General features: G+C 33.1%; 21 protein-coding genes and 1 pseudogene. 1 reads left to right on the forward strand and 21 read right to left on the reverse strand.

The features are described 5' to 3' along the window. Nucleotides 1-745: 745 nt before the first annotated feature. Complete coding sequence (locus tag ACZ5N5_RS01935) at nucleotides 746-928, reverse strand: Spo0E family sporulation regulatory protein-aspartic acid phosphatase (RefSeq protein WP_054787695.1); 183 nt, start codon at nucleotides 926-928, stop codon at nucleotides 746-748. A 785-nt stretch (nucleotides 929-1713) separates the two neighbouring features. Here ACZ5N5_RS01935 and ACZ5N5_RS01940 point away from each other — a divergent pair. After that, a complete protein-coding gene (locus ACZ5N5_RS01940) occupies nucleotides 1714-2106 on the forward strand; it encodes a helix-turn-helix domain-containing protein (protein WP_054860248.1) in 393 nt (130 codons plus the stop codon). 635 nt (nucleotides 2107-2741) lie between these two features. Here the strand turns inward: ACZ5N5_RS01940 and ACZ5N5_RS01945 are convergent. From ACZ5N5_RS01945 to ACZ5N5_RS02040, 20 genes and pseudogenes are all read right to left on the reverse strand, one after another. Continuing rightward, a pseudogene (locus tag ACZ5N5_RS01945) lies at nucleotides 2742-2975 on the reverse strand (amidohydrolase family protein); the annotation flags it as partial. Between the two features lie 128 nt (nucleotides 2976-3103). Continuing rightward, nucleotides 3104-4270: a nucleotide sugar dehydrogenase gene (locus ACZ5N5_RS01950; protein WP_464373737.1), complete on the reverse strand. Its 1167-nt coding sequence runs from the start codon at nucleotides 4268-4270 to the stop codon at nucleotides 3104-3106. Between the two features lie 20 nt (nucleotides 4271-4290). Continuing rightward, nucleotides 4291-5085 carry a 3'(2'),5'-bisphosphate nucleotidase CysQ gene (gene cysQ / locus ACZ5N5_RS01955; RefSeq protein ID WP_464373161.1) on the reverse strand — a complete coding sequence of 265 codons (795 nt, stop codon included), beginning with the start codon at nucleotides 5083-5085 and terminating at the stop codon, nucleotides 4291-4293. Between the two features lie 24 nt (nucleotides 5086-5109). Then, nucleotides 5110-6888 carry an SLC13 family permease gene (locus ACZ5N5_RS01960; protein WP_054787693.1) on the reverse strand — a complete coding sequence of 593 codons (1779 nt, stop codon included), beginning with the start codon at nucleotides 6886-6888 and terminating at the stop codon, nucleotides 5110-5112. A gap of 103 nt (nucleotides 6889-6991) precedes the next feature. Then, the gene (gene cysC, locus ACZ5N5_RS01965) at nucleotides 6992-8818 is read right to left on the reverse strand and encodes an adenylyl-sulfate kinase (RefSeq protein ID WP_054787692.1); all 1827 of its coding nucleotides are present in this window, start codon (nucleotides 8816-8818) and stop codon (nucleotides 6992-6994) included. 1 nt (nucleotide 8819) lies between these two features. Further along, nucleotides 8820-9719 carry a sulfate adenylyltransferase subunit CysD gene (gene cysD / locus ACZ5N5_RS01970; protein WP_054787691.1) on the reverse strand — a complete coding sequence of 300 codons (900 nt, stop codon included), beginning with the start codon at nucleotides 9717-9719 and terminating at the stop codon, nucleotides 8820-8822. 363 nt (nucleotides 9720-10082) lie between these two features. Then, nucleotides 10083-11249, reverse strand: coding sequence for a nucleotide sugar dehydrogenase (locus ACZ5N5_RS01975; protein ID WP_464373162.1), 1167 nt, complete (start codon nucleotides 11247-11249; stop codon nucleotides 10083-10085). 14 nt (nucleotides 11250-11263) lie between these two features. After that, on the reverse strand, nucleotides 11264-11992 hold the full coding sequence (locus ACZ5N5_RS01980; RefSeq protein WP_054787690.1) for a nucleotidyltransferase family protein: 729 nt from the start codon (nucleotides 11990-11992) through the stop codon (nucleotides 11264-11266). Nucleotides 11993-12039: 47 nt separating this feature from the next. Continuing rightward, the gene (locus tag ACZ5N5_RS01985; RefSeq protein ID WP_464373163.1) at nucleotides 12040-13248 is read right to left on the reverse strand and encodes a GHMP family kinase ATP-binding protein; all 1209 of its coding nucleotides are present in this window, start codon (nucleotides 13246-13248) and stop codon (nucleotides 12040-12042) included. A gap of 24 nt (nucleotides 13249-13272) precedes the next feature. Then, on the reverse strand, nucleotides 13273-14346 hold the full coding sequence (locus ACZ5N5_RS01990) for a GDP-mannose 4,6-dehydratase (protein WP_464373164.1): 1074 nt from the start codon (nucleotides 14344-14346) through the stop codon (nucleotides 13273-13275). 95 nt (nucleotides 14347-14441) lie between these two features. Then, nucleotides 14442-15740, reverse strand: a complete 1299-nt coding sequence (locus ACZ5N5_RS01995; RefSeq protein ID WP_464373165.1) for a polysaccharide pyruvyl transferase family protein — start codon at nucleotides 15738-15740, stop codon at nucleotides 14442-14444. Nucleotides 15741-15742: 2 nt separating this feature from the next. Continuing rightward, the gene (locus ACZ5N5_RS02000) at nucleotides 15743-17026 is read right to left on the reverse strand and encodes an ATP-grasp domain-containing protein (RefSeq protein ID WP_464373166.1); all 1284 of its coding nucleotides are present in this window, start codon (nucleotides 17024-17026) and stop codon (nucleotides 15743-15745) included. Nucleotides 17027-17055: 29 nt separating this feature from the next. Continuing rightward, nucleotides 17056-18072: a dTDP-glucose 4,6-dehydratase gene (rfbB, locus tag ACZ5N5_RS02005; RefSeq protein WP_464373167.1), complete on the reverse strand. Its 1017-nt coding sequence runs from the start codon at nucleotides 18070-18072 to the stop codon at nucleotides 17056-17058. Then, the gene (gene rfbA / locus ACZ5N5_RS02010) at nucleotides 18069-18953 is read right to left on the reverse strand and encodes a glucose-1-phosphate thymidylyltransferase RfbA (protein ID WP_464373168.1); all 885 of its coding nucleotides are present in this window, start codon (nucleotides 18951-18953) and stop codon (nucleotides 18069-18071) included. The genes rfbB and rfbA overlap by 4 nt, the downstream gene beginning before the upstream one ends. Before the next feature lie 18 nt (nucleotides 18954-18971). Further along, on the reverse strand, nucleotides 18972-20060 hold the full coding sequence (locus ACZ5N5_RS02015; RefSeq protein ID WP_464373169.1) for a DegT/DnrJ/EryC1/StrS family aminotransferase: 1089 nt from the start codon (nucleotides 20058-20060) through the stop codon (nucleotides 18972-18974). Nucleotides 20061-20115: 55 nt separating this feature from the next. Further along, a complete protein-coding gene (locus ACZ5N5_RS02020; protein WP_464373170.1) occupies nucleotides 20116-21573 on the reverse strand; it encodes a lipopolysaccharide biosynthesis protein in 1458 nt (485 codons plus the stop codon). A gap of 42 nt (nucleotides 21574-21615) precedes the next feature. Continuing rightward, the gene (locus ACZ5N5_RS02025) at nucleotides 21616-22641 is read right to left on the reverse strand and encodes a glycosyltransferase family 2 protein (RefSeq protein WP_464373171.1); all 1026 of its coding nucleotides are present in this window, start codon (nucleotides 22639-22641) and stop codon (nucleotides 21616-21618) included. Nucleotides 22642-22693: 52 nt separating this feature from the next. Continuing rightward, nucleotides 22694-23788, reverse strand: a complete 1095-nt coding sequence (locus ACZ5N5_RS02030) for an EpsG family protein (protein WP_464373172.1) — start codon at nucleotides 23786-23788, stop codon at nucleotides 22694-22696. 82 nt (nucleotides 23789-23870) lie between these two features. Next, nucleotides 23871-24785, reverse strand: a complete 915-nt coding sequence (locus ACZ5N5_RS02035; RefSeq protein ID WP_464373173.1) for a glycosyltransferase family 2 protein — start codon at nucleotides 24783-24785, stop codon at nucleotides 23871-23873. A 70-nt stretch (nucleotides 24786-24855) separates the two neighbouring features. Beyond that, a complete protein-coding gene (locus tag ACZ5N5_RS02040) occupies nucleotides 24856-25776 on the reverse strand; it encodes a glycosyltransferase family 2 protein (protein ID WP_464373174.1) in 921 nt (306 codons plus the stop codon). Nucleotides 25777-25814 lie beyond the last annotated feature (38 nt).

Genomic DNA, 25814 nt, shown 5'->3' on the forward strand with positions numbered 1-25814 from the left:
GTAATTGGTATTGAACATAGCAGAGGCTGTTCTCGTCCTCACCTTCAGCAGAATCATCACCGATGACCCCTCATTATTTGAGTTTACTCTCTTAAGCGGTACTTGGGCGGTCATGTCGACTATTAGAGTTAATAATGATTACATTGGACTCAAGACTGATACTTTCTTCCATTCCTAAATAGACGGTTGTAGATTTTTGTGCTATTCACATGGAGTTTTGTACAGTAATTTGGATGGGAATTTTGGATTACAGCAGATTACAATCATGAATTGTATGTCAAAAAGGGGATTAACACATTTGGGGAACAAATTTCATATAAAAAGACTTTCGCTGTTAATAGTACAGTCATCCGTTGATTGGCTATGGTCAATCAATAGATTTATTTATGCCTTTTCACACATAAACTAGGCATAGCTAATAAACATTTCCTTGTATAATCGTATTTCGGCGTACTTGTGCCATGACCCATTGTTTCCCTCATAATAGAGTTCATCATCGATATTTGGTTACCATATTTATTGATTTAATTGAAAAATAATTTGCTCATTTCCTTCTAATACTGTGAAACTGCTTAATTTGACATAAAAAAGCCCCAATATGCAAAGGCATTCTTACCTGTATTCCAAGGTAAGCCAAGCATATAGGAGCTTTGATTAATAATCATATATTTAAAGCTATTTTCCAAACAGGGGAACTAGCATAATATTACCTATCAAATAGATCTTCTCTCTAGTGTTGACTAAGCTACATATCTCTTATCATTTTCTGATAAACTTTAATTTGTTCATCTAATAATTCACTGTATTTTATCGTAGTAGGAGCCGTTAATCCGTCCCGAAAGCCAATATCCAATAATTCTCTTCGCATTACTTCAATTCGTTCTAATAATGATTCTACATCTATTTTCTCATTACTTTCCTTACTCATTTGTCATGCTTTCCCTTCGTCTAAAACTGGATAAATTAATAGTACAGTTTAAATATTTTACTAATTAGTTTAATTCGTCTGCTAGATTTTTGGTTATAACGTAATATCAAACAGCAAGAAGACTATTAAAGAAGATATGATAAAGGGATTTTGTATAGATTATACCTACTAGTGAATCTTGGGATGCTATCACTCCCGAAAGTAGAGGGTATAGAAGAAGTAAGGAAGAGAATAGGCAACAAATCAGTAATGTACAGTTGTGATACAAATTAGAAGGAATCATTTGATGACGAAGATCATATTGGGGAGCAATCCATAACAGTGATTCCTAATATTTGTATTTCTATGCTTCTTTAGCTCCACGAAGTGCCCGATATTCTGCGGATTCCGTATAAATTTTATGCAATCCTGACTATATATCACGAATAGAGGCATATGAACATCTAAAGTCGTTAACACTGTTATTGACCCTAAAACAATTAATATGACTTCTTTTGGTATGTTAATGCTTCCCTTTGGACTGATTACAAGATGATTTCATTTTCATACACTTATTATTGCACTACCCATTTCTCTATTAAGGTATTGTATTTACTGCTTTTCACTATGTAGATAAGTTCCCTATTAATTTTTTATATAAAGGCTAGTTTGCAGTCTAATTAAATCAATTCAAACTATATTATACACAACAAAATGTTGTTTGTAAATATAATTACCAACATTTAATTGTATTTTCATTTATACACAAAATAAAGTTGTATAATGCACCAAAAAAGGAGATTAGAATGTTAGTTTTTCAAGAACGATTAAAAGAATTAAGAGAGCAAAATAATATTAAACAAGAAGAAATGGCAAAAAAATTAAATATATCTACTAGTGCATATGGTTATTATGAGCAGGGAAGAAATGAACCTTCTTTGGAGACGATTCAAGCGATAGCAGAAACATTCCATGTATCTACTGATTATTTACTCGGATTAAAAGATAATAAAAGATCTGATATCCAGTCCATCAGTGATTTACAATTAACCTATGAAGAACTAGACACAGTTTATCTTATGAAACAAATTGGGCTATTAAAAGAATTATCTCGCGCTTCAGAAGCAGACTTACAACGCATGCAACGATTATGGAAATTTTTACAGAATGAAATGCAGATGGAGAAATCGCGGGATTGAGGGAGATTTTGTCATCCGAGGGTAATCTATACCTTGAAGATCGGGAGTTACATTGAATAAACAAAAAGAAATTACAGCCAGATAGCTAATTACTTTAAATGGTATCAAGGACACAGAAGGTTGCAATTATTTCGTTCTAAATAAAGGAGGGAGCGATTGTAACTGTATCTATTTTATAGCTTTAATAATAGTAATCACATTATTACATATTATTTCTGGTCTGTACTTCTTAATAATGAAAAAAAATAAAAATAAAACTGGTTTGATTTGATATTGTTATTTATTTGTGGGGGCTTTAAGGATTTTTATAATCATTTATTATTTGATTTAGATTTTTGTCTGTTGCAAAAAGGCAACATTGTAATAACTATTCACGGAACGAAAACAGTTTGAGGTGCGGCTCCACTCACTTTGTCTGATATCTGATTATTTTAGACAGTTCGAGATGCGATTCCTCTCCTTTTGTTCGATATCCGATTTTATTGGACAGTTCGAGATGCGATTCCTTTCCTTTTGTCCGATATCCGCTTTTATTGGACAGTTTGAAATGCGATTCCGCTTCTTTTGTCCGATATCTTATTTTATTGGACAGTTTTGAAATGCGATTCCTCTCCTTTTGTCCAATATCCGATAACTGGCAATTGTGTAACACCACAAAATGCCTCTCCCATTTGCTTAAGTGCTTTTAATAAGTAGTTTTGGTCAAACCCTTGGAAAGATCCAGACACAATGGCTCCACCTGATACATTTAAATCCGTAGTTTCTTTTTGATAATCTGTTACAACATAGCTAGGTGGTGTATACCCTTAATTTTCGATAATCGGAAAATCAAAATCAATAATATGAAAATGCGCATCAAAAATCCTCATTAAAATCCCCCATTTCTCGTATAACGTCAAATTACATCCACTGCATTAAGTTGCCTGTTATAAAATTAACCAATTACTCAAAAGAATGAGCAATTGGTTAATTAAGCATATCTCTAGTTAATGCAGCGTTAATCCCTACTAAACAAATCCCGAGTATAAACCTTCTCCGAAACATCCTTTATATCATCTGTTAGTCGGTTTGCCACGATAACATCAGCTATTTCCTTAAACTCTTTAAAATCCTTGATTACTCTCGATCCATAGAATTTTTCTTCCTGCAATACAGGTTCGTACACAACTACTTCAATACCCTCTGCTTTTATCCGCTTCATCACACCCTGAATAGCAGATTGTCTAAAGTTATCCGAGTTCGTTTTCATCGTGAGACGGTAAATACCGACAATGTTAGGCTTTTTGGCGATAATGCTGTCTGCTACATGGTCCTTTCGTGTTCGATTGGCATCTACGATGGCCTGCATAATATTGTTAGGAACATCCTCATAATTAGCTAGGAGCTGCTTCGTATCCTTTGGCAGGCAGTAGCCACCATATCCAAACGAAGGATTATTATAATGGGTCCCAATACGTGGATCTAGGCCCACTCCTTCAATGATCTGCTTCGTATTTAAGCCACGAACCTCTGCATAGGTATCTAACTCATTAAAAAATGCAACACGCATGGCCAAATACGTATTCGCAAATAGTTTAATAGCTTCCGCTTCGGTGGAATCTGTAAATAGGATATCAATCTTTTCCTTCATCGCTGCATCAGCCAATAGATTGGCAAAAACCTTTGCTCGATCAGATTGTTCTCCGACAACGATTCGTGACGGATATAGATTATCATATAATGCCTGTCCTTCGCGTAAAAACTCTGGAGAGAAAATAATATTATTCGTCTTATATTTTTTGCGTAATTCTAGTGTATAGCCAACAGGAATGGTAGATTTAATCACCATTACTGCATCTCGGTTAATGTCGAGCACTGTTTCTATTACATTTTCAACAGATGACGTATCGAAGTAATTGCGGTCTGGATCATAGTTTGTCGGTGTCGATATAATGACAAACTCCGCATCCTGGTAAGCTTTTTGAGCATCAGTCGTTGCTACGAGATGGAGAGGTTTTGTCTCTAAAAATTGCTGAATCTCTTCATCTACAATCGGCGATTTCTTGCTGTTAATCATATCTACTTTATCCTGCACAATATCTAGTGCGATTACTTCATTATGCTGTGCTAATAAAACCGCATTCGATAATCCGACATAGCCTGTCCCCGCTACTGTTATTTTCATCATTATCACCTTCACCCTTTTTATCTTTTAGCTAAAAACCAACCATTCAACAATTCTTCTCGATTATAGTAGAATCGCTCTCCATCTTCATGTCTTGTAACACTTCCACCAGAAGCTTCTACAATCGCTTGACCTGCTCCTGTATCCCATTCCATGGTTGGGGCATATCGTGGATAGTAATCCGCTTTTCCTTCCGCTACTAAGCAAAATTTTAGTGAGCTTCCAGATGATACAACGTCCACGTTACCATCTAATTCATTAATAAAATCCTCTGTTTCCTTAGACATATGGGAGCGACTTGCCACTACATGAATGGCATCCTTATCTTTTACACTCGGCAATAGAATGCTTTTTTCTAGTAAATCATCAAGCTTAGTAATCTCTTGCTCTGATGCCTTTTCTAGCTTATAAGCACCTTGTCCTTGCTCTCCAAAGTAGAAGGTATCTAAAGCAGGAGCATAAATCACTCCTAATACAGGGTACTTATCATCTATTAATGCAATATTAACGGTAAATTCCCCATTCTTCTTCACAAATTCCTTCGTCCCATCGAGTGGATCCACTAGCCAAAATTGCTTCCACCCCTTACGCTCTTCATAAGAAATAGCTCTTCCTTCTTCACTTAATACAGGGATGGATGAATCGATTCTAGCCAATCCACTTTCTATCGCTTGATGTGCTCGCTTATCCGCTAGCGTTAACGGGGAGTCATCTTCTTTAAATTCCACATCAAAAAAATCCTGTGCATAAACATCTAATATTTCTTTTCCTGCGTCTAGACACACTTGAAACAAATCGAACATATGATTTTTCATTTTATGCCCACCTTTATTATGTGATTAAAACCAAACAACATTGACAATACTTACCGTTACAATCATTACTAACAAGCTCAAAGGTGTACCGACTTTGATATAGTCAATGAACCGATAGCCTCCAGGTCCATAGACAATTAAATTCGTCTGATAACCAATTGGGGTAATAAAGCTTGCGGATGCTGCTATCGCGATCGTGACAGCAAATCCCATATAATCTACCCCAAGGCTTGATGCCATTTCAATTCCAATCGGAAGCATCAAGACAGCCGCGGCACTATTAGTGATTAATTCTGTAAAAATATTAGTTAGCAAATATACGAGTAAAATAAGTACCACTATACCATAAGGCTCGCCTATAGATAGGATCCCATCGGCAATCCATTTTGCGAGACCAGACTTTGTCATCGCCATCCCAATCCCAAAAGCACTAGCAATTAACAGCAAAACATGAAACTGAATGTTCTTCTTCGCTTCTTCTGCCGTAATGGTTTTCGTAACGAGCAGGACGAGGACGGCAAGTAGCATTGCCTTGAACATACTTAACCAACCAACCGTCACCATAAAAATCATCAAGAGTAATACACCTATGGAAAACAGACCTTTCTTTTGATTTCCCTGCAGATTAGAAGGAGTATCTAAAGAGGATACGACATAAAAGTCGGACGATTGCTGATAAGTCCTAATAAAATCAGAGCCCGCTAGCAAAAGTAGCACATCCCCAGGTCGTAAAATAATATCGCCTATTTTACTTTTAATTCGCTCATTATTTCGATGGACGGCTATGACACCTGCATCGTATTTGGATCGGAATTGGGACTGCTTAATTGATTTTGATAGTAAGGATGATTGATGAGAGACCACGGCCTCCACCAATTCTACATGGCTATTTTCTAAATCATCTAATTCTAAATGCGAACCTGTTTCTAGCTGAAGACCTCTCATATGTTGTAGCTCTGCAATCGTGGAAATAAGTCCGGTAAAGATTAATCGATCCCCAGCCTTGATAATCGTTGTCGATTTAACTGGAGAGATACGTTCATTTTCTCGGATGATCTCTACTAAATATAAGCCCTTTAATTCACGCAATCCAGCTTCCTGTACCGATTTATTCACATGAGGGAACTCTTTTTTCACCGTCATTTCGGCCATATATTCCTTCGTATCGGACTGAATTTGATCACGAAAACCCCGATTAGATGGTAGCAACTGGTAGCCGACCGTGAATAGATAAAGAAAGCCAACGATCGTAATTGGAATTCCGACGATAGCTAATTGAAAGAGACTAAAACCTTCTAGATCAAAATCTAATAACATCCCGTGAACAACTAGATTCGTAGAGGTACCCATCAATGTAATCGTTCCACCTAATATCGTAAAATAAGATAAGGGGATTAGAAATTTAGAAGGAGCAATCCCCTTCTCTTCACACCATTTTTTGATCATAGGGGTAAAGGTTACGACAATAGGTGTATTATTGAGAAAAGCAGAAGATAGAGATAACGGGATAAAAAAACGAATCATCGATCCTTTTACATGCTTTCCTTTGTTCAACCACTTTTTCATTATTCGGTCAATGATTCCGTGCTTCTGTACAGCCCCTGCTACGATAAATAGAAGGGCAATCGTCAGCATACCTTGATTGGAAAAACCATTAAAGGCTTCTTCTGGTGTTAATAAGCCTGTTAGTACAAAAATGACTAATGCCGAGAAAACAATGATATCAGGCCTTGCCAATTCTAGTAAAAGTGCCGCAAACATCAATATAATCATAGATAATACAAAAACCATTTCTAGAGTCATCGAAGGAGATCACCCCTTTCGGGCATATGTTTTATCAAAAAGGTTATGTATATCCTAGGAAAGCTACTACCATTTTACCTTTGATAGTAGCTTTCTCTAATGTCTAATCTAAATATTTCATGATCTCTTTTACCACACAATCGGTTGCTTCCTCTAGGGAATACTTACTTGTATCAATTTCTACCTCAGGGTTCTTCGGTGCTTCATATGGACTAGAAATGCCAGTAAAGTTAGGGATCTCTCCTGCCCTTGCCTTCTTATATAATCCTTTGACATCTCGTTTTTCACATTCCTCTAAAGGTGTACTCACATAGATTTCGATATATTCTTCTCCAATGATTTCTCTCGCATTACGACGATCACTTTCATATGGAGAAATAAACGAGGTCAAGGTGATTAGCCCCGCATCATTCATTAGCTTCGCTACCTCTGAAATTCGACGAATATTCTCGACACGATCCTGTTCCTTGAAGCCCAAGTTTTTATTTAAACCATGGCGAACATTATCTCCATCTAAAAGCATCGTATGATGTCCTGTTGAAACTAAACGTTTCTCTACCTCATTAGCAAGTGTCGATTTACCAGAGCCTGATAAGCCAGTAAACCAAAGGGTAAGAGGCTTTTGACCTTTTTGCTGTGCTCTAATCTCTCGGGTGATATCCGTTTCTTGCCATACCACATTGGTAGAACGACGTAATGAATGCTTAATAACACCACAGGCAGAGGTCATATTGGTCACTCGATCAATCAGAATTAAACCACCTAATGACTCATTATTTTCAAAGGTATCAAATATCATATTTTCGGAAAGGGAAATATCGCACGCGACTAATTCATTTTTAAAGATACGATCTGCAGGAACTTCTTTTCCTGAATTACTATCTATTTTATGCTTAATCGACATAACCGTTCCAGGTAGTAATTTCGTTCCTACCTTCACTAAGTAATTACGCCCTTCCACTAGTTCTGTATCATCCATCCATAGTATCGTTGCGGTAAACATATCGGCAACTTGAATCTGATCAGAGGTAGTCAAGACACAGCCACGAGAGACATCCACCTCTCGATCTAATTGAACCGTCACAGGCTGGCCATACACAGCTTCCTTTGCTTCTTGATCTGTTACGAGGAGGCTTTTCACCTTAGCTTTTTCTCTACTCGGGAGAGCAACAATTTCATCCCCGACTTTAATCTTTCCTGCTTCAATTTGCCCTTGGAACCCTCTAAAGGTATGGTTCGGGCGGCTAACACGTTGAACAGGTAAGAGGAAATCTTCTTGATCTGCATCATCTGTGACATCGATATCCTCTAAATGAGGTAATAAAGCTTTGCCATCATACCATGGCGTATTCTCTGACTTTTTAGTAATATTATCCCCTTCTGTTGCAGAAACCGGGATAACCTGAATACTTTCTAAATGAAATCCATAGGTTAATTGATGAAAGTCATTTTTAATTTCTTCAAAGCGTTTTTGGTCGTAGCCAATTAAGTCCATTTTATTTACGGCTAATACGATATGCTTAATTCCCATTAATGAACAAATTCGAGCATGACGTTTCGTTTGAGAGATCACACCTTTCGTTGCATCTACGAGAATAACTGCTAAATCAGCAAAGGATGCCCCTACTGCCATATTTCTTGTATATTCCTCATGACCTGGAGTATCGGCCACAATAAAGGAACGGTTGTCTGTCGTGAAGTAGCGATAGGCGACATCTATCGTGATCCCTTGCTCACGCTCTGCCATTAACCCATCTAATAGGAGTGAATAATCAATTTCTCCCCCTCGACTACCAACCTTGGAATCTAGTTCTAAAGCTTTTTCTTGATCTGCAAATAGTAGCTTTGCATCATACAGCATATGTCCAATTAAAGTTGACTTACCATCATCGACACTTCCACATGTAATAAATTTTAGTAAACCTTTCATTCTAGAAATACCCCTCTCTCTTACGACGTTCCATGCTACCAGCAGCTTCTTGATCAATAACCCGACTCGTACGTTCTGATGAAACAGCACCTAATGTCTCGTCGATGATTTCATCTAACGTATCCGCCTCTGATTCAATACCACCAGTAAGAGGGTAACAGCCTAGTGTACGGAAGCGAACCTTTTTCTGTTCAATCTTTTCACCGGGTTCTAATTTCAATCGATCATCATCTACCATCACGATATTTCCATCTCGGTAGACGACTGGTCTTTCCTTTGCGAAATAAAGTGGAACGATATCGATATTTTCTTGGCGAATATACTGCCAAATATCCTTCTCTGTCCAGTTAGAGAGTGGGAAAACACGCATACTTTCACCTTTATTAATTTTGGTATTATATAGCTTCCACATTTCCGGTTTTTGATTTTTCGGATCCCATGCATGATTTTTATTACGGAAGGAGAAGATACGCTCTTTCGCACGAGATTTTTCCTCATCACGTCGTCCCCCACCAAAGGCAGCATCGAATTGATGCATGTCTAGCGCTTGCTTCAATGCTTGTGTTTTCATGATATCTGTATAGGATGAGCCATGATCAAATGGGTTGATTCCTTGCTCTACCCCTTCTTGATTTATATGTTCAATCATTTCAATCCCTAGTTCCTTCGCTTTTCGATCACGAAATTCAATCATTTCTTTGAATTTCCATGTCGTATTAACATGTAAAAAAGGAAATGGTGGTTTCTCCGGATAAAAAGCCTTCATGGCTAGATGTAGCATAACAGAGCTATCTTTACCAATAGAGTAAAGCATTACTGGTTTTTCACACTCTGCGGCTACTTCGCGTATTATGTAGATTGCTTCTGCCTCGAGTTGGTCGAGGTGTGTAAGTTGTGTCATGGATTTACGTCCTCCTGTGGGTTTTCCTTTCCAATGTAGAACTTAATTTTATTCATCAATGGATACAAATATTCTCCATTTTCAGTATAATTTCTGAATAGATACTTCTCAAATTCTAATGTGTTAATTAATCATTAATTTTTGGAGTCATATACACACCCTATATATCGGAGAACTTGGGGTACTATTTAATATATGTAATTTTAAACAGGAATGTTATCAATACAGATACTCTTATTAGGATAATAATCATGGAGGTATATCATTATGAAGATTTATGAGGACACACTCCAAGTAAATTGCCCGCAATTCTCTGAGAATCTACTTGGAATGTGAATCATTTTTGAATAGGTTAAAACTTTATCAATCTCTACTAAATAAATCTCTGGTGTAAACCTTCTCGGAAACATCTCTTATATCATCGGTTAGACGATTGGCCACAATAACATCCGATATTTCTTTAAATTCTTTGAAATTCTTGATTACTCTGGAGCTATAAAACTCACCTTCTTGAAGGACAGGTTCATAGACCACTACTTCGATACCTTTAGCCTTTATGCGCTTCATGACACCCTGAATAGCAGATTGTCTAAAGTTATCAGAATTTGTTTTCATGGTTAGACGATAAATTCCAACGATATTAGGCTTTTTGGCTATGATACTATCTGCAATATGGTCCTTTCTTGTTCGATTAGCATCTACTATCGCCTTCATGATATTGTTAGGAACATCCTCATAATTGGCAAGTAGTTGTTTCGTATCCTTAGGTAAGCAATAGCCACCATATCCAAAGGAAGGATTATTATAATGGCTACCAATACGAGGATCTAAACCAACACCTTCGACAATTTGTTTTGTATTTAGGCCACGCACTTCTGCATAGGTATCTAGCTCGTTAAAAAACGATACTCGCATCGCTAAATAAGTATTTGCAAATAGTTTAATAGCTTCCGCTTCCGTTGAATCAGTATACAGGATGTCGATATCTTCCTTAATCGCTCCTTGTGCCAATAATCCAGCAAATGTTTTAGCACGTTCAGATCTTTCACCTACAACGATTCGCGACGGGTATAAATTGTCATAAAGAGCCTGTCCCTCACGTAAGAACTCTGGAGAGAAGATAATATTATCCGTACTATATTTTTCTCGTAACTCTAGTGTGTACCCAACAGGAATAGTAGATTTAATGATCATAACTGCTTGCGGATTAACCTCTAATACTGTTTCTATTACATTTTCTACTGATGATGTATCGAAGTAATTACGGTCTGGGTCATAGTTTGTCGGTGTGGAGATAATGACAAACTCAGTATCTTGAAAAGCTTCTCGAGCATCCGTTGTCGCTAGTAGATTTAATGGCTTGGTTTCAAGAAATTGTTGAATCTCTTCATCTACAATTGGCGATTTCTTGCTGTTAATCATGTCTACTTTATCTTGCACAATGTCTAATGCTACTACTTCATTATGTTGTGCTAATAATATCGCATTCGATAATCCGACATAGCCTGTCCCCGCTACTGTAATTTTCATCTATTTATTCACCTCTAAAATAATTCTTGTACTTTATGATAACTTTCTACAGTACCAATATCATATCGTAAGCCCTCAAATTCAAATGCGAAAACGGGCTTATGTTGAATCAACCATGGAATAAAGTTTCCTGGAGCATCAGGATTATTTCCTTCTAATAAATATTTCTTTAGTAAGTGTAATGTATCTGACTTATATAAATAAAATGGTGGTACAGCTAAATTTGATCTCGGTTGTTCTGGCTTTTCTTCAAAAGATATAACCATACCCTCGTCATTCAGTTCGACAATGCCTGTTCGTTTCATTTCTTCCAGGTCACTTAATTCATGTGTTGTAATACTATCACCATTAACTTCTTTAAAGAAATGAACAAAATCAGTCAATTCAAAATCAAAAAGGTTATCCCCTGCCAAAACCATAATGTCTTCATCAATTTGATGTTGGTGTAAAACATATTCTATATCTGCAATGGCTCCAAGGCGATTATCATTAGTTGTAGTATGATCATTTACAATAATAATTTCTTTATCCCCAGAATAGGTCGTAGACCAATTTTGAAAACTTGTAGTGAATCTATCATTAGTCACAATATATACTTCATCCACTGCATCAACTTTTTCAACTTTCTCAATAATATGATTTAAGATTGGTTTCCCTGCAACTTCTAGTAACGGTTTTGCTTTATTTTTGGTCAAAGGATATAATCTTGTCGCATAGCCCGCAGCTAGAATAATACATTTCATACTCTACCCTCCAATAAAATTACTAAATTACAGAAAACTGATTTTATTCAATTTAGTACTTTCCCTTTGTACTCATTTGTTACAAGCCGCGCTCCGTCACTAGTTTTGCAGAAATGAACCTTGTACACATCACTATATTTGGGATGTTTAACTGGATAAATATTATCAATGCTTTCTTTAATTCTTTCTCTATATTTAGGATCGATCAAGCCAATACAACACCCTCTATATCCAGCACCACTAAAACGGGCACCATAGACACCTTCTGTATCTTTTAAAATTTCAAATATAGTTACTAACTCTGGACAACCAGATTCATATTGATAGATAGAGCTTTCTCCTGATTCAAACATAAGCCTGCCAAACCCTTCAATATCTCCTTGTTCCCATGCTTTAATCCCTTCCATCACTCTACTTTGTTCAGTGAAAAAATGATCTAGTCTCTTGCGAAACTTACCTGGTACTTGATCACGATATTGCTGATAATGCTCTTCAGAAATATTCCGTAATTTCACATTTTGTAGTGGAGTTCTTTCTATTCCAGCTAATTCCTCTACTAACCATCCAGCTACTTTACATTCATCAACCCGGTTATTATAATCAGTCCCAATTAATGCTTTACTTACCCCCGAGTATACAATTACTACTTCTAGTTCTGACATATTAGGCGATTTTTCTACTAAATGATGTTCGTTTGTTTGACAGTCCATTATTAATAATCTATTATTTTCACTTAGAATATTTGCTGATTGATCAAGGATACCATTTTTTAAACCAATAAATTCTGTTTCAACCCAGTGACTGTATGTAACAAAGTCCTTTCTTGTAATTTTCAAACCATTTACTTCAGCCAAAGCCATTAAATATGCTGTCGTTACAGCAGCAGAAGAACTTAGTCCACCAATTGGAAGCTTACCACTTATCACTGCTTGAATACCGATATCTAATTTATAATCCTGTTGCAGTGAGAGAACTGCACCTCGAATATAATTGCCCCAGAAACCTGGTAGCATACCTGGAACTTGATCTATATGGAAATATTCCTCATCAGGGAAATCCATACTAACAATCCGAATAGATCCATCATTAGACGGTGTAAATATCATATCTACATTTGCGTCTAACGCCATCCCTGTCACCATTCCATCTTGATGATCTACATGTGCTCCTAGTGGACAAATTCTTAATGGAGAGCGAACTTGTAATATTTCTTTCTCACCAAACAACTGTTTAAATTTATTAAAGAGCTCCTGCATATTAGATACCCCATTCATTTCAGATTACTGAATTGATTGTTCTGATCTAGAAACCTGATCTTGTTTATCCTCTAAATCGTAATACTCTACGTACCAATCAGCAAACCTTTGTAGCCCCTCTTCAATTGGTGTTTGTGGTTTAAACCCAACTGCTCGATGCAATCGTTCTGTCGATGCATAAGTTCTAGGAACATCACCTGGTTTAATCGGTTCATAGATTTTGTTAAACTCCACTTCTTTTCCGAGTGCATTACTAAGTGCTTTCTCTAAGGAAGTAATAAAATGCATGAGTTTCTCTGGATTATTGTTTCCAATATTAAAAACTTCGTGTTGAACATTCCCTTTTGGTGTTCTTGGAATTAACTTGACGATTCCTTCGACAATATCATCAATATAGGTAAAGTCACGGTATAGATCATTTTCAAAATCCCCATTATTAAAAATCTTAATAGGTTCTCCATTAAAATATTTATCTGTAAAACCATAGTATGCCATATCAGGTCTACCCATTGGTCCATATACAGTAAAGAAACGTAAACCAGTTGCTGGGATTTTATAAAGATGGCTATAGGTATGTGCCATTAATTCATTAGATTTCTTTGTCGATGCGTATAGGGAAACTGGATGATCAACAAAGTCTGTCTCTTCAAATGGGACTTTTTTATTTGCACCATAGACAGAGCTAGAAGAAGCATAGATTAAATGGTCCACTGGGTAGTGACGACAAGCTTCCAGAATATTATAGAAGCCTATTACATTACTTTGCATGTAGACGTCGGGATTCTCTAATGAGTAACGAACACCCGCTTGTGCTGCAAGATTCACTACTACATTTGGTCGATATTTCTCGAAAAAATTTTCTATAACTGCTTTATCTGAAATATCTGCTTTGATAAAAGTAAAATTATCATATTGTTCTAGAATTTCTAAACGTGTATATTTTAAATTCACGTCATAATAATCATTTAGATTATCTATTCCTACTAATGTGTATCCTTGATCTAATAGTTTTTTACATAAATAATAACCAATAAAACCGGCAGAACCTGTCACTAAATAAGATTTATTGACCTGAAATCCCTTGGGTAAATTTGTCATCTAATCCCTCCTTATCTATCAACACCTACATTAGACTAATCATTAGTTTTCTTTTTAGAGAAATAACTTCATTAAGGTTTTGTTCATTTCATTTTTTACTTATTAGTGTTTAAAATTTTTTTAAGATAATCCGACCTTTTCCTTTTCAAGTTCTTCAAATTTTCTAAATAGTGGCTATTACCAAATACCTGTTTTTGGGTGTCAATTACTTCTAAAATATTCTTTTTTAATAAATCTAATGTTTTTATAAAATCATTTTTAATGAAGTCCATTTCATTAAATTGAATTCCTTCGAAAGCATACTGCAATAAACCATAATTTTTATTAAAATAGTAACGATGGTCATTGCATACTTTCTTCATCATATTTAATACTGGTGTCCCTTCACCGATTGACAATACAAGTGCATGATATCTTGTACATAATACCATTTCAGCTTTTCGTATAATGTGAGTCGCATCCTCTATTGGTAAATATCCTCTTTCGGAAATATCATATAAATAAAAGTGTTTCAGGTTATCCTTCAAGTAAGATCCTTGATTCATTCCACCGTTGTTAGTATCAAACGGTAAAAACACTATAGAATAACCGTATCTATTATATATTTCATTACTAAACGTTTTTAATTCTTCAATAATTCCTTCCAATTCTTCTAAAGGAAAATAAATTTCAACTACAATATATTTTCCAATTTTATCAATATCACTACATCTCTTCTTTGGGAGGTTTAATATATCAGAGTTAATTAAAAGTAAGTCATCAGGTACAAATTCACATTTTTCATTTTCTATCCCGATTCTATTAAGATATCCTTTTGAATACATATTATCCCTTATTCCAAAGCGTGCATTTTTCAAATAATTAAATATATAATAAAAGAACTCTTCACTTTGATCAAATGGCCCATAGCTATTTCCTGTAAAAAAGATAGGTTTATTTAATTGATTAGCTACTAATATGGGAGCAATAATCTTTTTTAACATATCATTCCGCCAAAGACTATTATTCCAGAGGTGATTAAAATAGCCTCCGCCATTAACAATTAAAACGTCTATTTCTGCTATAGAAGATTCAATTTCTTTATAATTTTCAACCTGATGTAATATATCTATTGGTGTCAATGTAGGGGGATTAAAAGGTAATAGACCTACCTTTTTATTATTATCTTTATTAGTTTTTTCATCTTGCTCCAAATTATTTAATATTACTTCGATATTCTGAATGCTATAATTTTGTAAATAATCATTAATTATTTTTTGAGAGAATCCTTTATTATAACTAAAAGCTACTATTTTACTAACCTTCAGGTCATACAAATTATTAATGAACATTGCATAATCTCCAAAATTACTTTCTGACATAGGGCCCGTTACACCTAGTTTTATATTTGTCAATTTTAACGCCTCCAATCAATTAAGGCTTCCACTTCACTACAATCAAATACTGGAATATCAAGATATTTAGATACATTTTCCCTTTCGGCAAAAGAATCATCAATAAAAATTGCTCCATCACTTTTAATATGTTCAGCCTTATTGTCACCCTTTTTTAAATGAATAATATCGCTAAATATACCTTCATTTATTTTATACTTGTTTAAAGTATTATTAATATCCCTGTCATGTTTAGAAATTAGAATTATCACTTTTCCATAATTTAAAGCTTGATATAAAAACATTAATAAGATATTGTTGATTTTTCCATCTACTATTAAAGTATCATCTAAATCTACGTAAACTGTATCGTAATTAATATTTAAATGGTATCTACTAATAAGCGCTCGATCTACCTCTATATTAAATTTGTTACTATTTATATGTACGTCTATTTTTTCAGAATTAAACAATGATAGTAATGGAAAATTAATACCTTTGTTTCGACTTAATCCCATAGTACCTGATATTCGAGGGGCTATCTCTAATAATTTAAAATTATTTTCTTTATCTCTTTTAATCTGAAAAAACCAAGCACCGTTTAACTTTAATTTTTTATTTATTTGCTCAGCTATATCTTGTACTTCACTCGGATGAGTTAAGGATTTTGAATTGACACTAATACCGTTTCTTATCCTTTCTCTATTTCTCATGTTCACAGATAATAAGTTTCCCTTATAATTTGTAAAACAATCGACTGTATATTCTTCACCCGGTAAATACTCCACAATTACCATCTTTTTTTCACAATTAAGAGCTTCTTCAAATTCTATTTTGCTCTTTATGAGCCTTACCCCTTTCGAACCTTGTCCAATATTTGGTTTTGCAAAGACAGGATATTCTTGGGGTATATGGCTTTCACTAAATACTTCTGGTACGAATCTTTCTTGATTAAAGAGTTTATAAGTACTTAATTTAGAACGACAGATTCTCACACTGTTTAAATCAGATGTAATTATTTTTGCATTTATTCTTGATTCATTTTCGGTCAAATATAGTTGTACATCATCATGAGCCGGATATAGATAATCAATTTCATATTTATCAAGCAATTTATTTAATTTAAAAAGAAAAGATTCAGAATTATAGTAAGGTAAGCTCTCATCATAATTCTTAAAAACATATCTTGCATGGTCTGGTATACTTGAAAAGCCAAACACTTCGAAATGCGTAGAATAAGATAGAGATCGTTGAATCTCTAAACCGATTTCTGTACCTGCGGGGAAAATTGCAATCTTTTTTTTCAACACACACACTCTCCTATAGCTAATAACGCTTATTTATTCAAATTATATTGATTTTTAAAGTATTGGAGGTATTCACCCTTTATAATACTTTCCCACCATTCTTTATTATTAAGGTACCAATTAATAGTTTGATTAATTCCCGAATTAAAATCATAGCGAGGTTTCCACCCTAACTTTTCTAGTTTACTCGGATCTATCGCGTATCTCTTGTCATGTCCTAATCGATCCTTAACAAATTCTATTAAACTTTCTGATTTATTTAGCGTTGATATTATTGTTTTTACTACCTCTAAATTTGTTTTTTCATTATGACCTCCTATGTTATATACCTCGCCAACGGGAGATCTGTGCATAATAAGGTCGATAGCATTACAATGATCATAGACGTGCAACCAATCGCGAATGTTCTTCCCATCTCCATATACTGGTACTTTTTCTTCATTTAAGACACGTGAGATTGTTAATGGGATTAGTTTTTCAGGAAAGTGATATGGACCATAGTTGTTTGAACATCTTGTTATATTTACTGGGGTACCATACGTTTCATAGTATGCCCGTACTAACAAGTCAGAAGAAGCCTTACTGGCAGAATATGGGCTGTTGGGTTGTATTGGTGAATTTTCAGTAAAGAATGTATCGGGATTAAAGTCTAATTCCCCGTAAACTTCATCAGTTGACACATGGACAAATCTACGAATGTTATATTCCTTTACAGCATCTAATAATACCTGGGTGCCTAAAACATTTGTCCTTACAAAAATTTCAGAATTAGAAATTGAGCGATCTACATGACTTTCCGCAGCAAAATGCACTACAAAATCAAAACTATACTTCTTAAAGTATTCAGAAATTGTTTTTCTATCAGTAATATCGCCCTTTAAAAAATAATAGTTTGGCAACTTCTCAATATCTTTATGCTTCGTTAAATCACCAGCATAAGTTAAATTATCGAGGTTATAGATGTTATAACTTGGATATTTATCTACCATATAATGCACAAAATTACCACCTATAAATCCCGCCCCACCTGTAACTAAAATATTCATGGCTTTCCTCCTTGATTTACATTAACTATTTCTTGGATATATTTACCGTAATCAGTTTTCAATAAGGGTTTGGCTAACCTTTCTAATTGGTCAGTATCAATATAACCCTTTCTAAATGCAATTTCCTCTACACACGCTATATATAAGCCTTGTCTTTTTTGGATAGCTTCCACAAAGTTAGATGCTTCAAGTAATGCTTCATGCGTACCTGTATCTAGCCATGCTAATCCTCGTCCCGTTATCTCTACTTTTAATTTCTTCCTCTGTAAGTATTGATCAATAACAGAAGTAATTTCTAACTCCCCTCTATCGGAGGGTTGGACATTTTTTGCATATTCAATAACATTATTATCAAAGAAATATAAACCAGGTACAGCATAAGAGGATTTTGGTTTATTAGGTTTTTCTTCTATCGAGATAGCATTTTTATCATCATCTACTTCCACTACCCCGTACGCTCGAGGATCGCTAACATAGCACCCAAAAATAAGCCCTCCTTCCTTTAATGATGCAGCTCTTTGGAGTTGATTACTAAAATTCGATCCATAAAAAACATTATCCCCAAGAACTAGAGCAACATTATCATCACCTATAAAGGACTCTCCTAAAATAAAAGCTTCCGCTAATCCATTTGGCTTTTCTTGAATCATATACTCAAAACGCATGCCAAGTTTTTCTCCAGTACCCAATAATTCCTGGAAATCTGGCAAATCTCGCGCTGTAGATATGATAAGAATATCACGAATGCCAGCTAACATTAATACTGAAAGAGGGTAATAAATCAAAGGTTTGTCATACACCGGCAATATTTGTTTAGAAACAGATTTTGTTAGTGGATATAGCCTTGTACCTGAGCCACCAGCCAGAATTATACCTTTCATAAAAGAATCTCTCCTAAATTATTTTATAATTAATTCACAAATACGGTCGACATCTCTTAAACTTAAATCAGAATATAAAGGCAATGTCAGAACATTACTTGCTATTTCTTCTGCAATTGGTGTAACACTATCTCTAAATATCCCGTGATAACATTTCATTTTACTAGTTAATGGATAAAAATACTTTCTAGCTTGTATATTTTCCTTTTTTAATTTATCTAGTAATTCATCTCTAGAATATTTATAATTTTCTAATACTATCGGAAAATACGCATAATTATTCTGAACACCAGGTTGATCTTGTCTAATTTGTATACCTTTAATATTATCAAGCCTCTCTTGATAACGCTCATATACTATTTTTCTTTTTTTAATTTCACTTTCTATGTAGCGTAAATTGCATAAACCCATTGCAGCCTGGAACTCATTCATTTTGGCGTTTGTCCCTATATAACCATACTCATCTTCATCCGTTATTCCGAAATTCTTTAAAGCTTTCAAGGTGCTTAATAACTGACTATCCTTAAATGTAACTAAACCTCCCTCTATAGAATGAAAAACTTTTGTTGAGTGAAAACTAAACATCGATGCATCGCCAAAATTACCTATTCCTTGTCCATTAAGGGTAACCCCAAATGTATGTGCTGCATCATAAATTACTTTTAAATTATACTTCTCTGCAATTTCTTCTATTTTGTCAACATCACAAATATTCCCATATACATGTACTGGAACAATAGCAGTGGTTCTTTCTGAAATTAATTCTTCAATCCTAGATGGATCAATTGTAAAATTACTTGGATTAATATCACAAAAAACGGGTTTCAAACCATTCCTTACAATTGCATGTGTAGTAGAAGCAAAGGTGAAGGGGGTTGTAATAACTTCACCTGACAAATTAAAAGCATTGAGTATTATCTCTAATGCTTGATGCCCATTTGTAAACAAATCTAGATTCGAAACAGCTAAAAATTCTTTCAACTTTTTTTCAAATTTTTTATGCTTTAAACCATTATTGGTAAGCCACCTTGATTCCCATAAGTCACTTATTTCATCGATGTATTCATCTAAGGGTGGCATTGATGATTGCGTAACATTAATACCCAATATAAGCTACTCTCCTCTTTATAAATGCAAATTTAAGAATATCATTAGTTTATGGTTATCTTGCTTTTAAACTCTTTAACAGACTTTTTATAATATTAAACTCATCCAGTCTTAGGATCCAACTTAATCCTAAATACAAAACAACTCCTATTGTTATCTGAGCAAATAAATCAACCAATATATTTATTTGAATAATTGAATCCAGTTTATAAACAACTAAGAACATAAAAATAGTTATTACAAAGGAAGGTAACATATCTTTTATTTGTTGAAAGAAAGAATAATTGATTTCTTTAGAGGAATAATAAGTATTAATGAATAAACTGATAAATGAATTAGCAATAGCAGCTAAGATTAACCCAATTACTCCATAATCAAGTAAAATCGCGAATACTATTAAAATCGTTAAAGTTGTTTTTTTCACTATTTCTAGAAATAAAAATAAATCTGATCTATTTTTAACTTTTAGTATATTTAAGTTAATTGAGTGAATAGGATACAATAAACCCGCAATACATAAGAGTTGAAAGTAAATTACTGACGGTTTCCACTGTTCACCAAGTAAAAATGGGATAAGATTATTTGCTATTGAAGCTAATCCTAAAATAAATGGGAAATATATGTAACTTGTTAATTTCAACAATTTTTTGTAGTTAACTGCTAATCTCTCATTATCTTCCTGTATATTACTTAAAACTGGATAAGTTACTTTTTGGATTGCAGTCGATATTGATTTTGATGAAACATCTCTTAGCTTGGTAGCATTAGTAAAATATCCAAGTTGTGTAACAGAATAAAATTTACCAATTATTACGAAATAAATATTGTTATATATAGTATCTATTAAACCAGATATCAATAATTTATAGCCAAACTGAAAATATTTTTTGAATAACTTCACGTTAAAAGTTAACATTGGGATCCAACGATTAGAAAGTATTAAAGATACCATCTCGACCAATTTCAATGTGACCTGTTGTGCAACAAGACTCCAAACACCAGCACCGAAAAGTGCCAGTATAATTGCTACTCCTCCCGATATTACACCTGCTATAATACTTATTTTAGTTTGTGTCTTAAAATCAATCTTTCTAATTAATATTACTCGCTGAATTACTGAGAAAGCGTTAATTATAACCACAATCATTATTACTCTTAAAATTAAAACCAACTGTGGTTCATCAAAAAAATTTGCAACTACCGGAGCACTTAAAAATAATAATAAGTATATAAGAATTGAAACAGCCAAATTAAAATAAAAAACAGTCGAAAAATCTCTATTTTGAGGATTTCTTTCTCGAATTAGTGCTTGATCTAATCCACTTTCCACAAGAGAATTAGAGATTGCAATAAAAATCATTACCATACCTATTAAGCCAAAGTGTTCAGGTACTAACAATCTAGCTAAAATAATTTGAATAACTAACTGAAGTCCTTGCTTCGAAATTAATTCAGTAAAACTCCAGAAGAGACCTTTAATAGTTTTTGATTTCAATCCCTTAGTTTGTTCCATGCTTAACGTCCAATCTTTTCAATTACATTTAAAGCAATCTTACTATGTTGCCTTTTGACGTAATATCTTTTTTAATGGCCACTGTATGATTTTAAAAAAACCATACCCAAACAACTCATAACCTTTATCATATTTCAGAAATAATATTTCCTTAACAACTTTCAAATTTTTTTTATTAGGTCGGCTTATAAAAATTGCTAAAGCTTCATAAAAAGCATGCAATCTTTGTGACTTATTATTTAAAGTTACCCCGAATGCTTTCTGTGAGAAGTTATTCAAGGCTATTAAATCTTTATATTTTTTAAATGCTAAATTCCCTCCGAAATTCCTTGCAGACCAACTTGTTCCAACTGAAGTTATCTTTCTATAAGAAGACATAACCTCAGAAGCACAGTTTACTTTCCCCATTATAGTTAGCATTAATGATAATTTTCTATCACCATTAGTTTTACATAATCTATAAAGTTCTATTGTTTTTCCATCCAATTCTCTCCATATATTGCGATATACTAATGAGGACGTTTGCCCAGGTAATTTTGATTTATTAAAATCACTCAATGTAAAAATAGAAGAAGGGTTATTATACATTTTTAACTGATTACTTCTTTTTTTATTGTTTTCATCAACTACAATAACTTTATGAGTTGTCGCTATAAATTCTTTGTTATTTTCTAAAAATTGAATCTGTTTAGCTAATTTTTTAGGATCTATCCAAAAATCGTCGCCTTCACAACTAGCAATATATTTTCCTCTTGCCCTTGGAAAATTATACTTTAAACTCGGCTCTATCCCTTGTGAATATTGATTAACTTTTTGATAAATAGGTTTAATTATCCTTGGATATTTTTTATGGTATTCTTTAATAATTTCAGGTGTTCTATCAAGTGAAGCATCTTCATGAATTAATATTTCGAAGGGAAAGTTAGTCTCTTGCATTAAAAAACCTATTATGGCATCTTCTATATAATTTTCATGGTTATATGTAATACAACAAATGCTTACTAAAGGATTATTTATATCACTTTTCCAATTATGCATGATTTCCATTTCTGGTTTAACAAACTTCATTTCCAACTCTCCTTGATCATAACCTAAAATTATTTTTAAATATGATCATATCTTATGGAACCCACATGTATGGTATTGTCTTATGACCATTATTTATTATAAATTCATACGTATACATAGCTAAATAATAAATTATTACTATAAAAGTAAAGAAAAATCTTTCGTATTTATTTTTTTGAACTTTAATTATAGCTGCTACTACAAATACCTGCATCATTTCAAAGTAGATTGCTATTCTACCAGCATAATCAGCTAGATAGCTAAAGAAATCAAAAATTACTCCCACAAAGTATAAAATCGCTAAAACACTGATTGCATTATTGTGTTTCAATTTTTTTAAATTCATCAATATAATTACTATAATAGGTAATTTAAATGCTATTGCACCAACACCTATATCGTTATACGTTATTTTATAGTTACTATATTGAGAAAAAATCTCAAAATTTGTCAATAAGGAAAGGATAGGTCTTGCTAGAATAACAACTAGAACTGCTGAAATTAAGGTTATGACCCTTTTTATTAAACCTATATTATTTGAACTGCTATTTACTACCCAATATACGGGTAAAAATATTAATGCTGTATAATGAAAACATGCAGCAATTAGAACCATGAATATAAACTTGAGCGGTTTCTTATCAATAATTGGTTTAACAGCAAGCATTATGATAGAAGCTCCAACAGAGATTCTTATTATATTAAAACTTGGATTATATAAAGTTGTGAGCAGTATTAACATCCCTGTACCTAATCTAATCCAATTTTTATTATCATATATAGCCTTAAAATTACACACCCATATAATTAAGGAAGATATAATAAAAACATATGTAACATCATTAAATACAAGCTTCACAACATGGTTTAACAAAATCCATCCTGGTTCATATCTAGTATTTAATATGTCATCTAGTATATTATTATTTGATGTCAAACTATAATAGATATCTGAATAATTAAAATAATCAACACCAATACCATATCTAAAACCAGATATCATAACTGGAAGTATTACTGCAAACCAAAATAAGCACTTACCAATATTTCTAAACTTCCCAACACTAATTCTGCCGGAAATTGCTACTAAAATAGTAGTAAAAAAAATTATAAAATAATATAAAATGTACGTTTGTAATTCACTCATATTGATCTCCATTTTCACCATATTATTGTGGAATGCCACATTGTTCCATTATAATATAGTCTAAAACTTCATACAAATCTCTCTATACTTTCTTAACTATTTTTTTCACAAGTTTATTTGGATTAAATATATTCTTGTTAACAATGCTAATATTATTGGCTCTAAGTTTAAGAAAAACATTATTCATTTTATTAATACCAAACGCTGAAGCTTTCATAATATAACCTGTACCATTTATATTTAATTCCTTAAAATCTTTTTTGTCTAATTTCTCTTTTAAATAATTACAATAATTTATAAATACATTTAGTCGGATATCGAATAACCGTTGGTCTATAGTCGTTGTAAGACTACCCTCTCTTCTAGTCACACAATAAATTACCTCCTCTGATACATAAAAGTCTTTTAAATAGTATCCTACTTTAGTTGAAAACATTACATCATTTGATACAAGTACTTCATCAAATAAAATTTTATTTTCTTTTACCAGACTTGCTTTAATTAATTTAGACCATGGTACAAAGAAATTATATCGTAAAGACAATTCAGATTTTCTCTTTTTTTTATTTATATATTCATTTATTAATTCCTCATAGCGTATATGGCGTTGAGTTATACTCCCTGTTACTAAATCTATACTTGTGGGTTTAAAAAAAATCACATCATAAATAGATTCAAAATATTTATTCACTTTATAAAAAAAGTTATCAAGGAATAGATCATCAGAATCTGCGAATAATAACCATTTACCTCTTGCTCTTTCCAATCCGATATTTCTACAAGTTCCAGCCCCCTTTTTCTTTGAATTATGGTAAATCTCCACGTTAGTATCTTTATATTCAACCGCTATTTCTAGTAATTCACGTTTATTTTTTTCGTCACTGTAGTCATCAATTATAATTACTTGTATATCTTTTTTGTTTGGAATTGTATTAAGTAATTTTTTTAATGATAAAGCTGAATTATAATGGGGAATTATTATAGACAAGTAAACCATTTCAAACTCCTTAAAATTATTTAATTCAAGTAACCTCCACCTGTAATAATAAAGCTTATGTCACAATATATTAATTTTTAACTTTATTGATTGCCTCAATATTTATGTTTATTTTAAATCGATATCGAATTAAATAATCTATTACACCTAATGGAAAACAAATTGCAACCAATGCTTTATATGAAGAAACTTTTAATGGGTTTTCTTTACTTAACAAACAAGCTGTGTTGTATGTAATGCACGATTTAATTCTAGTTGAAAGATTAGGGGCTAGTTCTACTAATTGTTTTTTATATAGAGCATAACCTTTTGGGTTTTTCTTAATTAAATTTCTTTTGTTTTTAGTAATTCCATCTCTTTGGTATTCACAAACCATTACAGGGTCTTGGATAACTAAATATTTATATTTAGTATCAAGTTGATCAAATATAAAACTAAGAGGGATATATCTTTCTCCTTTTATTAATGGATAAGGATACTTCTTTATAATTTCTGTCTTAAAAACATGGTAATACTCCGGTGGAATTTTCAAATCATACCGTACATAATTTTGTGTTGTATATTTTGTATCATTAGGTATTTTTTTATTTTGCATTGGACTACCATCAGGGTTTGATCTTAGCCCAAACATTCCACAAAGGTCATCGTTATTCTCTATACGTTTGTAGTTGTCTACTATAATATCTATTGCATCACTAAATAAATAGTCATCAGAATCTAGGCAAAACCATAGTAAAGTGTCGCAATTGTTTAAGCTGAAATTTATTGCAGAAGCTTTACCACCATTTCTTTTTTTTATATAATCAATGTCAATTAATTTCTCTCCGATCCACTCATCAACTAACTTCTCCGTACCATCTGTTGATCCATCATCAATTATTTGCCATCTAAAATTCTTGTTTCTTTGTTTTAATAAACTTTCATAACATTCTTTTAGAGTATCTTTTCTGTTATAAGTTGGCGTAAAAACCGTTATTAATTTACTCAACATTTTTATTCTCCTAAATAACTTAAATTTAGTCGTAGATT

This window comes from Gracilibacillus sp. JCM 18966, from assembly GCF_055392695.1.

Bases quoted from the DNA above. Each gene is read 5' to 3' on its own strand.
- ACZ5N5_RS01935 (WP_054787695.1), bottom strand. From the start codon at position 928: ATGAGTAAGGAAAGTAATGAGAAAATAGATGTAGAATCATTATTAGAA.
- ACZ5N5_RS01940 (WP_054860248.1), top strand. From the start codon at position 1,714: ATGTTAGTTTTTCAAGAACGATTAAAAGAATTAAGAGAGCAAAATAAT.
- ACZ5N5_RS01950 (WP_464373737.1), bottom strand. From the start codon at position 4,270: ATGAAAATAACAGTAGCGGGGACAGGCTATGTCGGATTATCGAATGCG.
- cysQ (WP_464373161.1), bottom strand. From the start codon at position 5,085: ATGAAAAATCATATGTTCGATTTGTTTCAAGTGTGTCTAGACGCAGGA.
- ACZ5N5_RS01960 (WP_054787693.1), bottom strand. From the start codon at position 6,888: ATGACTCTAGAAATGGTTTTTGTATTATCTATGATTATATTGATGTTT.
- cysC (WP_054787692.1), bottom strand. From the start codon at position 8,818: ATGAAAGGTTTACTAAAATTTATTACATGTGGAAGTGTCGATGATGGT.
- cysD (WP_054787691.1), bottom strand. From the start codon at position 9,719: ATGACACAACTTACACACCTCGACCAACTCGAGGCAGAAGCAATCTAC.
- ACZ5N5_RS01975 (WP_464373162.1), bottom strand. From the start codon at position 11,249: ATGAAAATTACAGTAGCGGGGACAGGCTATGTCGGATTATCGAATGCG.
- ACZ5N5_RS01980 (WP_054787690.1), bottom strand. From the start codon at position 11,992: ATGAAATGTATTATTCTAGCTGCGGGCTATGCGACAAGATTATATCCT.
- ACZ5N5_RS01985 (WP_464373163.1), bottom strand. From the start codon at position 13,248: ATGCAGGAGCTCTTTAATAAATTTAAACAGTTGTTTGGTGAGAAAGAA.
- ACZ5N5_RS01990 (WP_464373164.1), bottom strand. From the start codon at position 14,346: ATGACAAATTTACCCAAGGGATTTCAGGTCAATAAATCTTATTTAGTG.
- rfbB (WP_464373167.1), bottom strand. From the start codon at position 18,072: ATGAATATTTTAGTTACAGGTGGGGCGGGATTTATAGGTGGTAATTTT.
- rfbA (WP_464373168.1), bottom strand. From the start codon at position 18,953: ATGAAAGGTATAATTCTGGCTGGTGGCTCAGGTACAAGGCTATATCCA.
- ACZ5N5_RS02020 (WP_464373170.1), bottom strand. From the start codon at position 21,573: ATGGAACAAACTAAGGGATTGAAATCAAAAACTATTAAAGGTCTCTTC.
- ACZ5N5_RS02025 (WP_464373171.1), bottom strand. From the start codon at position 22,641: ATGAAGTTTGTTAAACCAGAAATGGAAATCATGCATAATTGGAAAAGT.
- ACZ5N5_RS02030 (WP_464373172.1), bottom strand. From the start codon at position 23,788: ATGAGTGAATTACAAACGTACATTTTATATTATTTTATAATTTTTTTT.
- ACZ5N5_RS02035 (WP_464373173.1), bottom strand. From the start codon at position 24,785: ATGGTTTACTTGTCTATAATAATTCCCCATTATAATTCAGCTTTATCA.
- ACZ5N5_RS02040 (WP_464373174.1), bottom strand. From the start codon at position 25,776: ATGTTGAGTAAATTAATAACGGTTTTTACGCCAACTTATAACAGAAAA.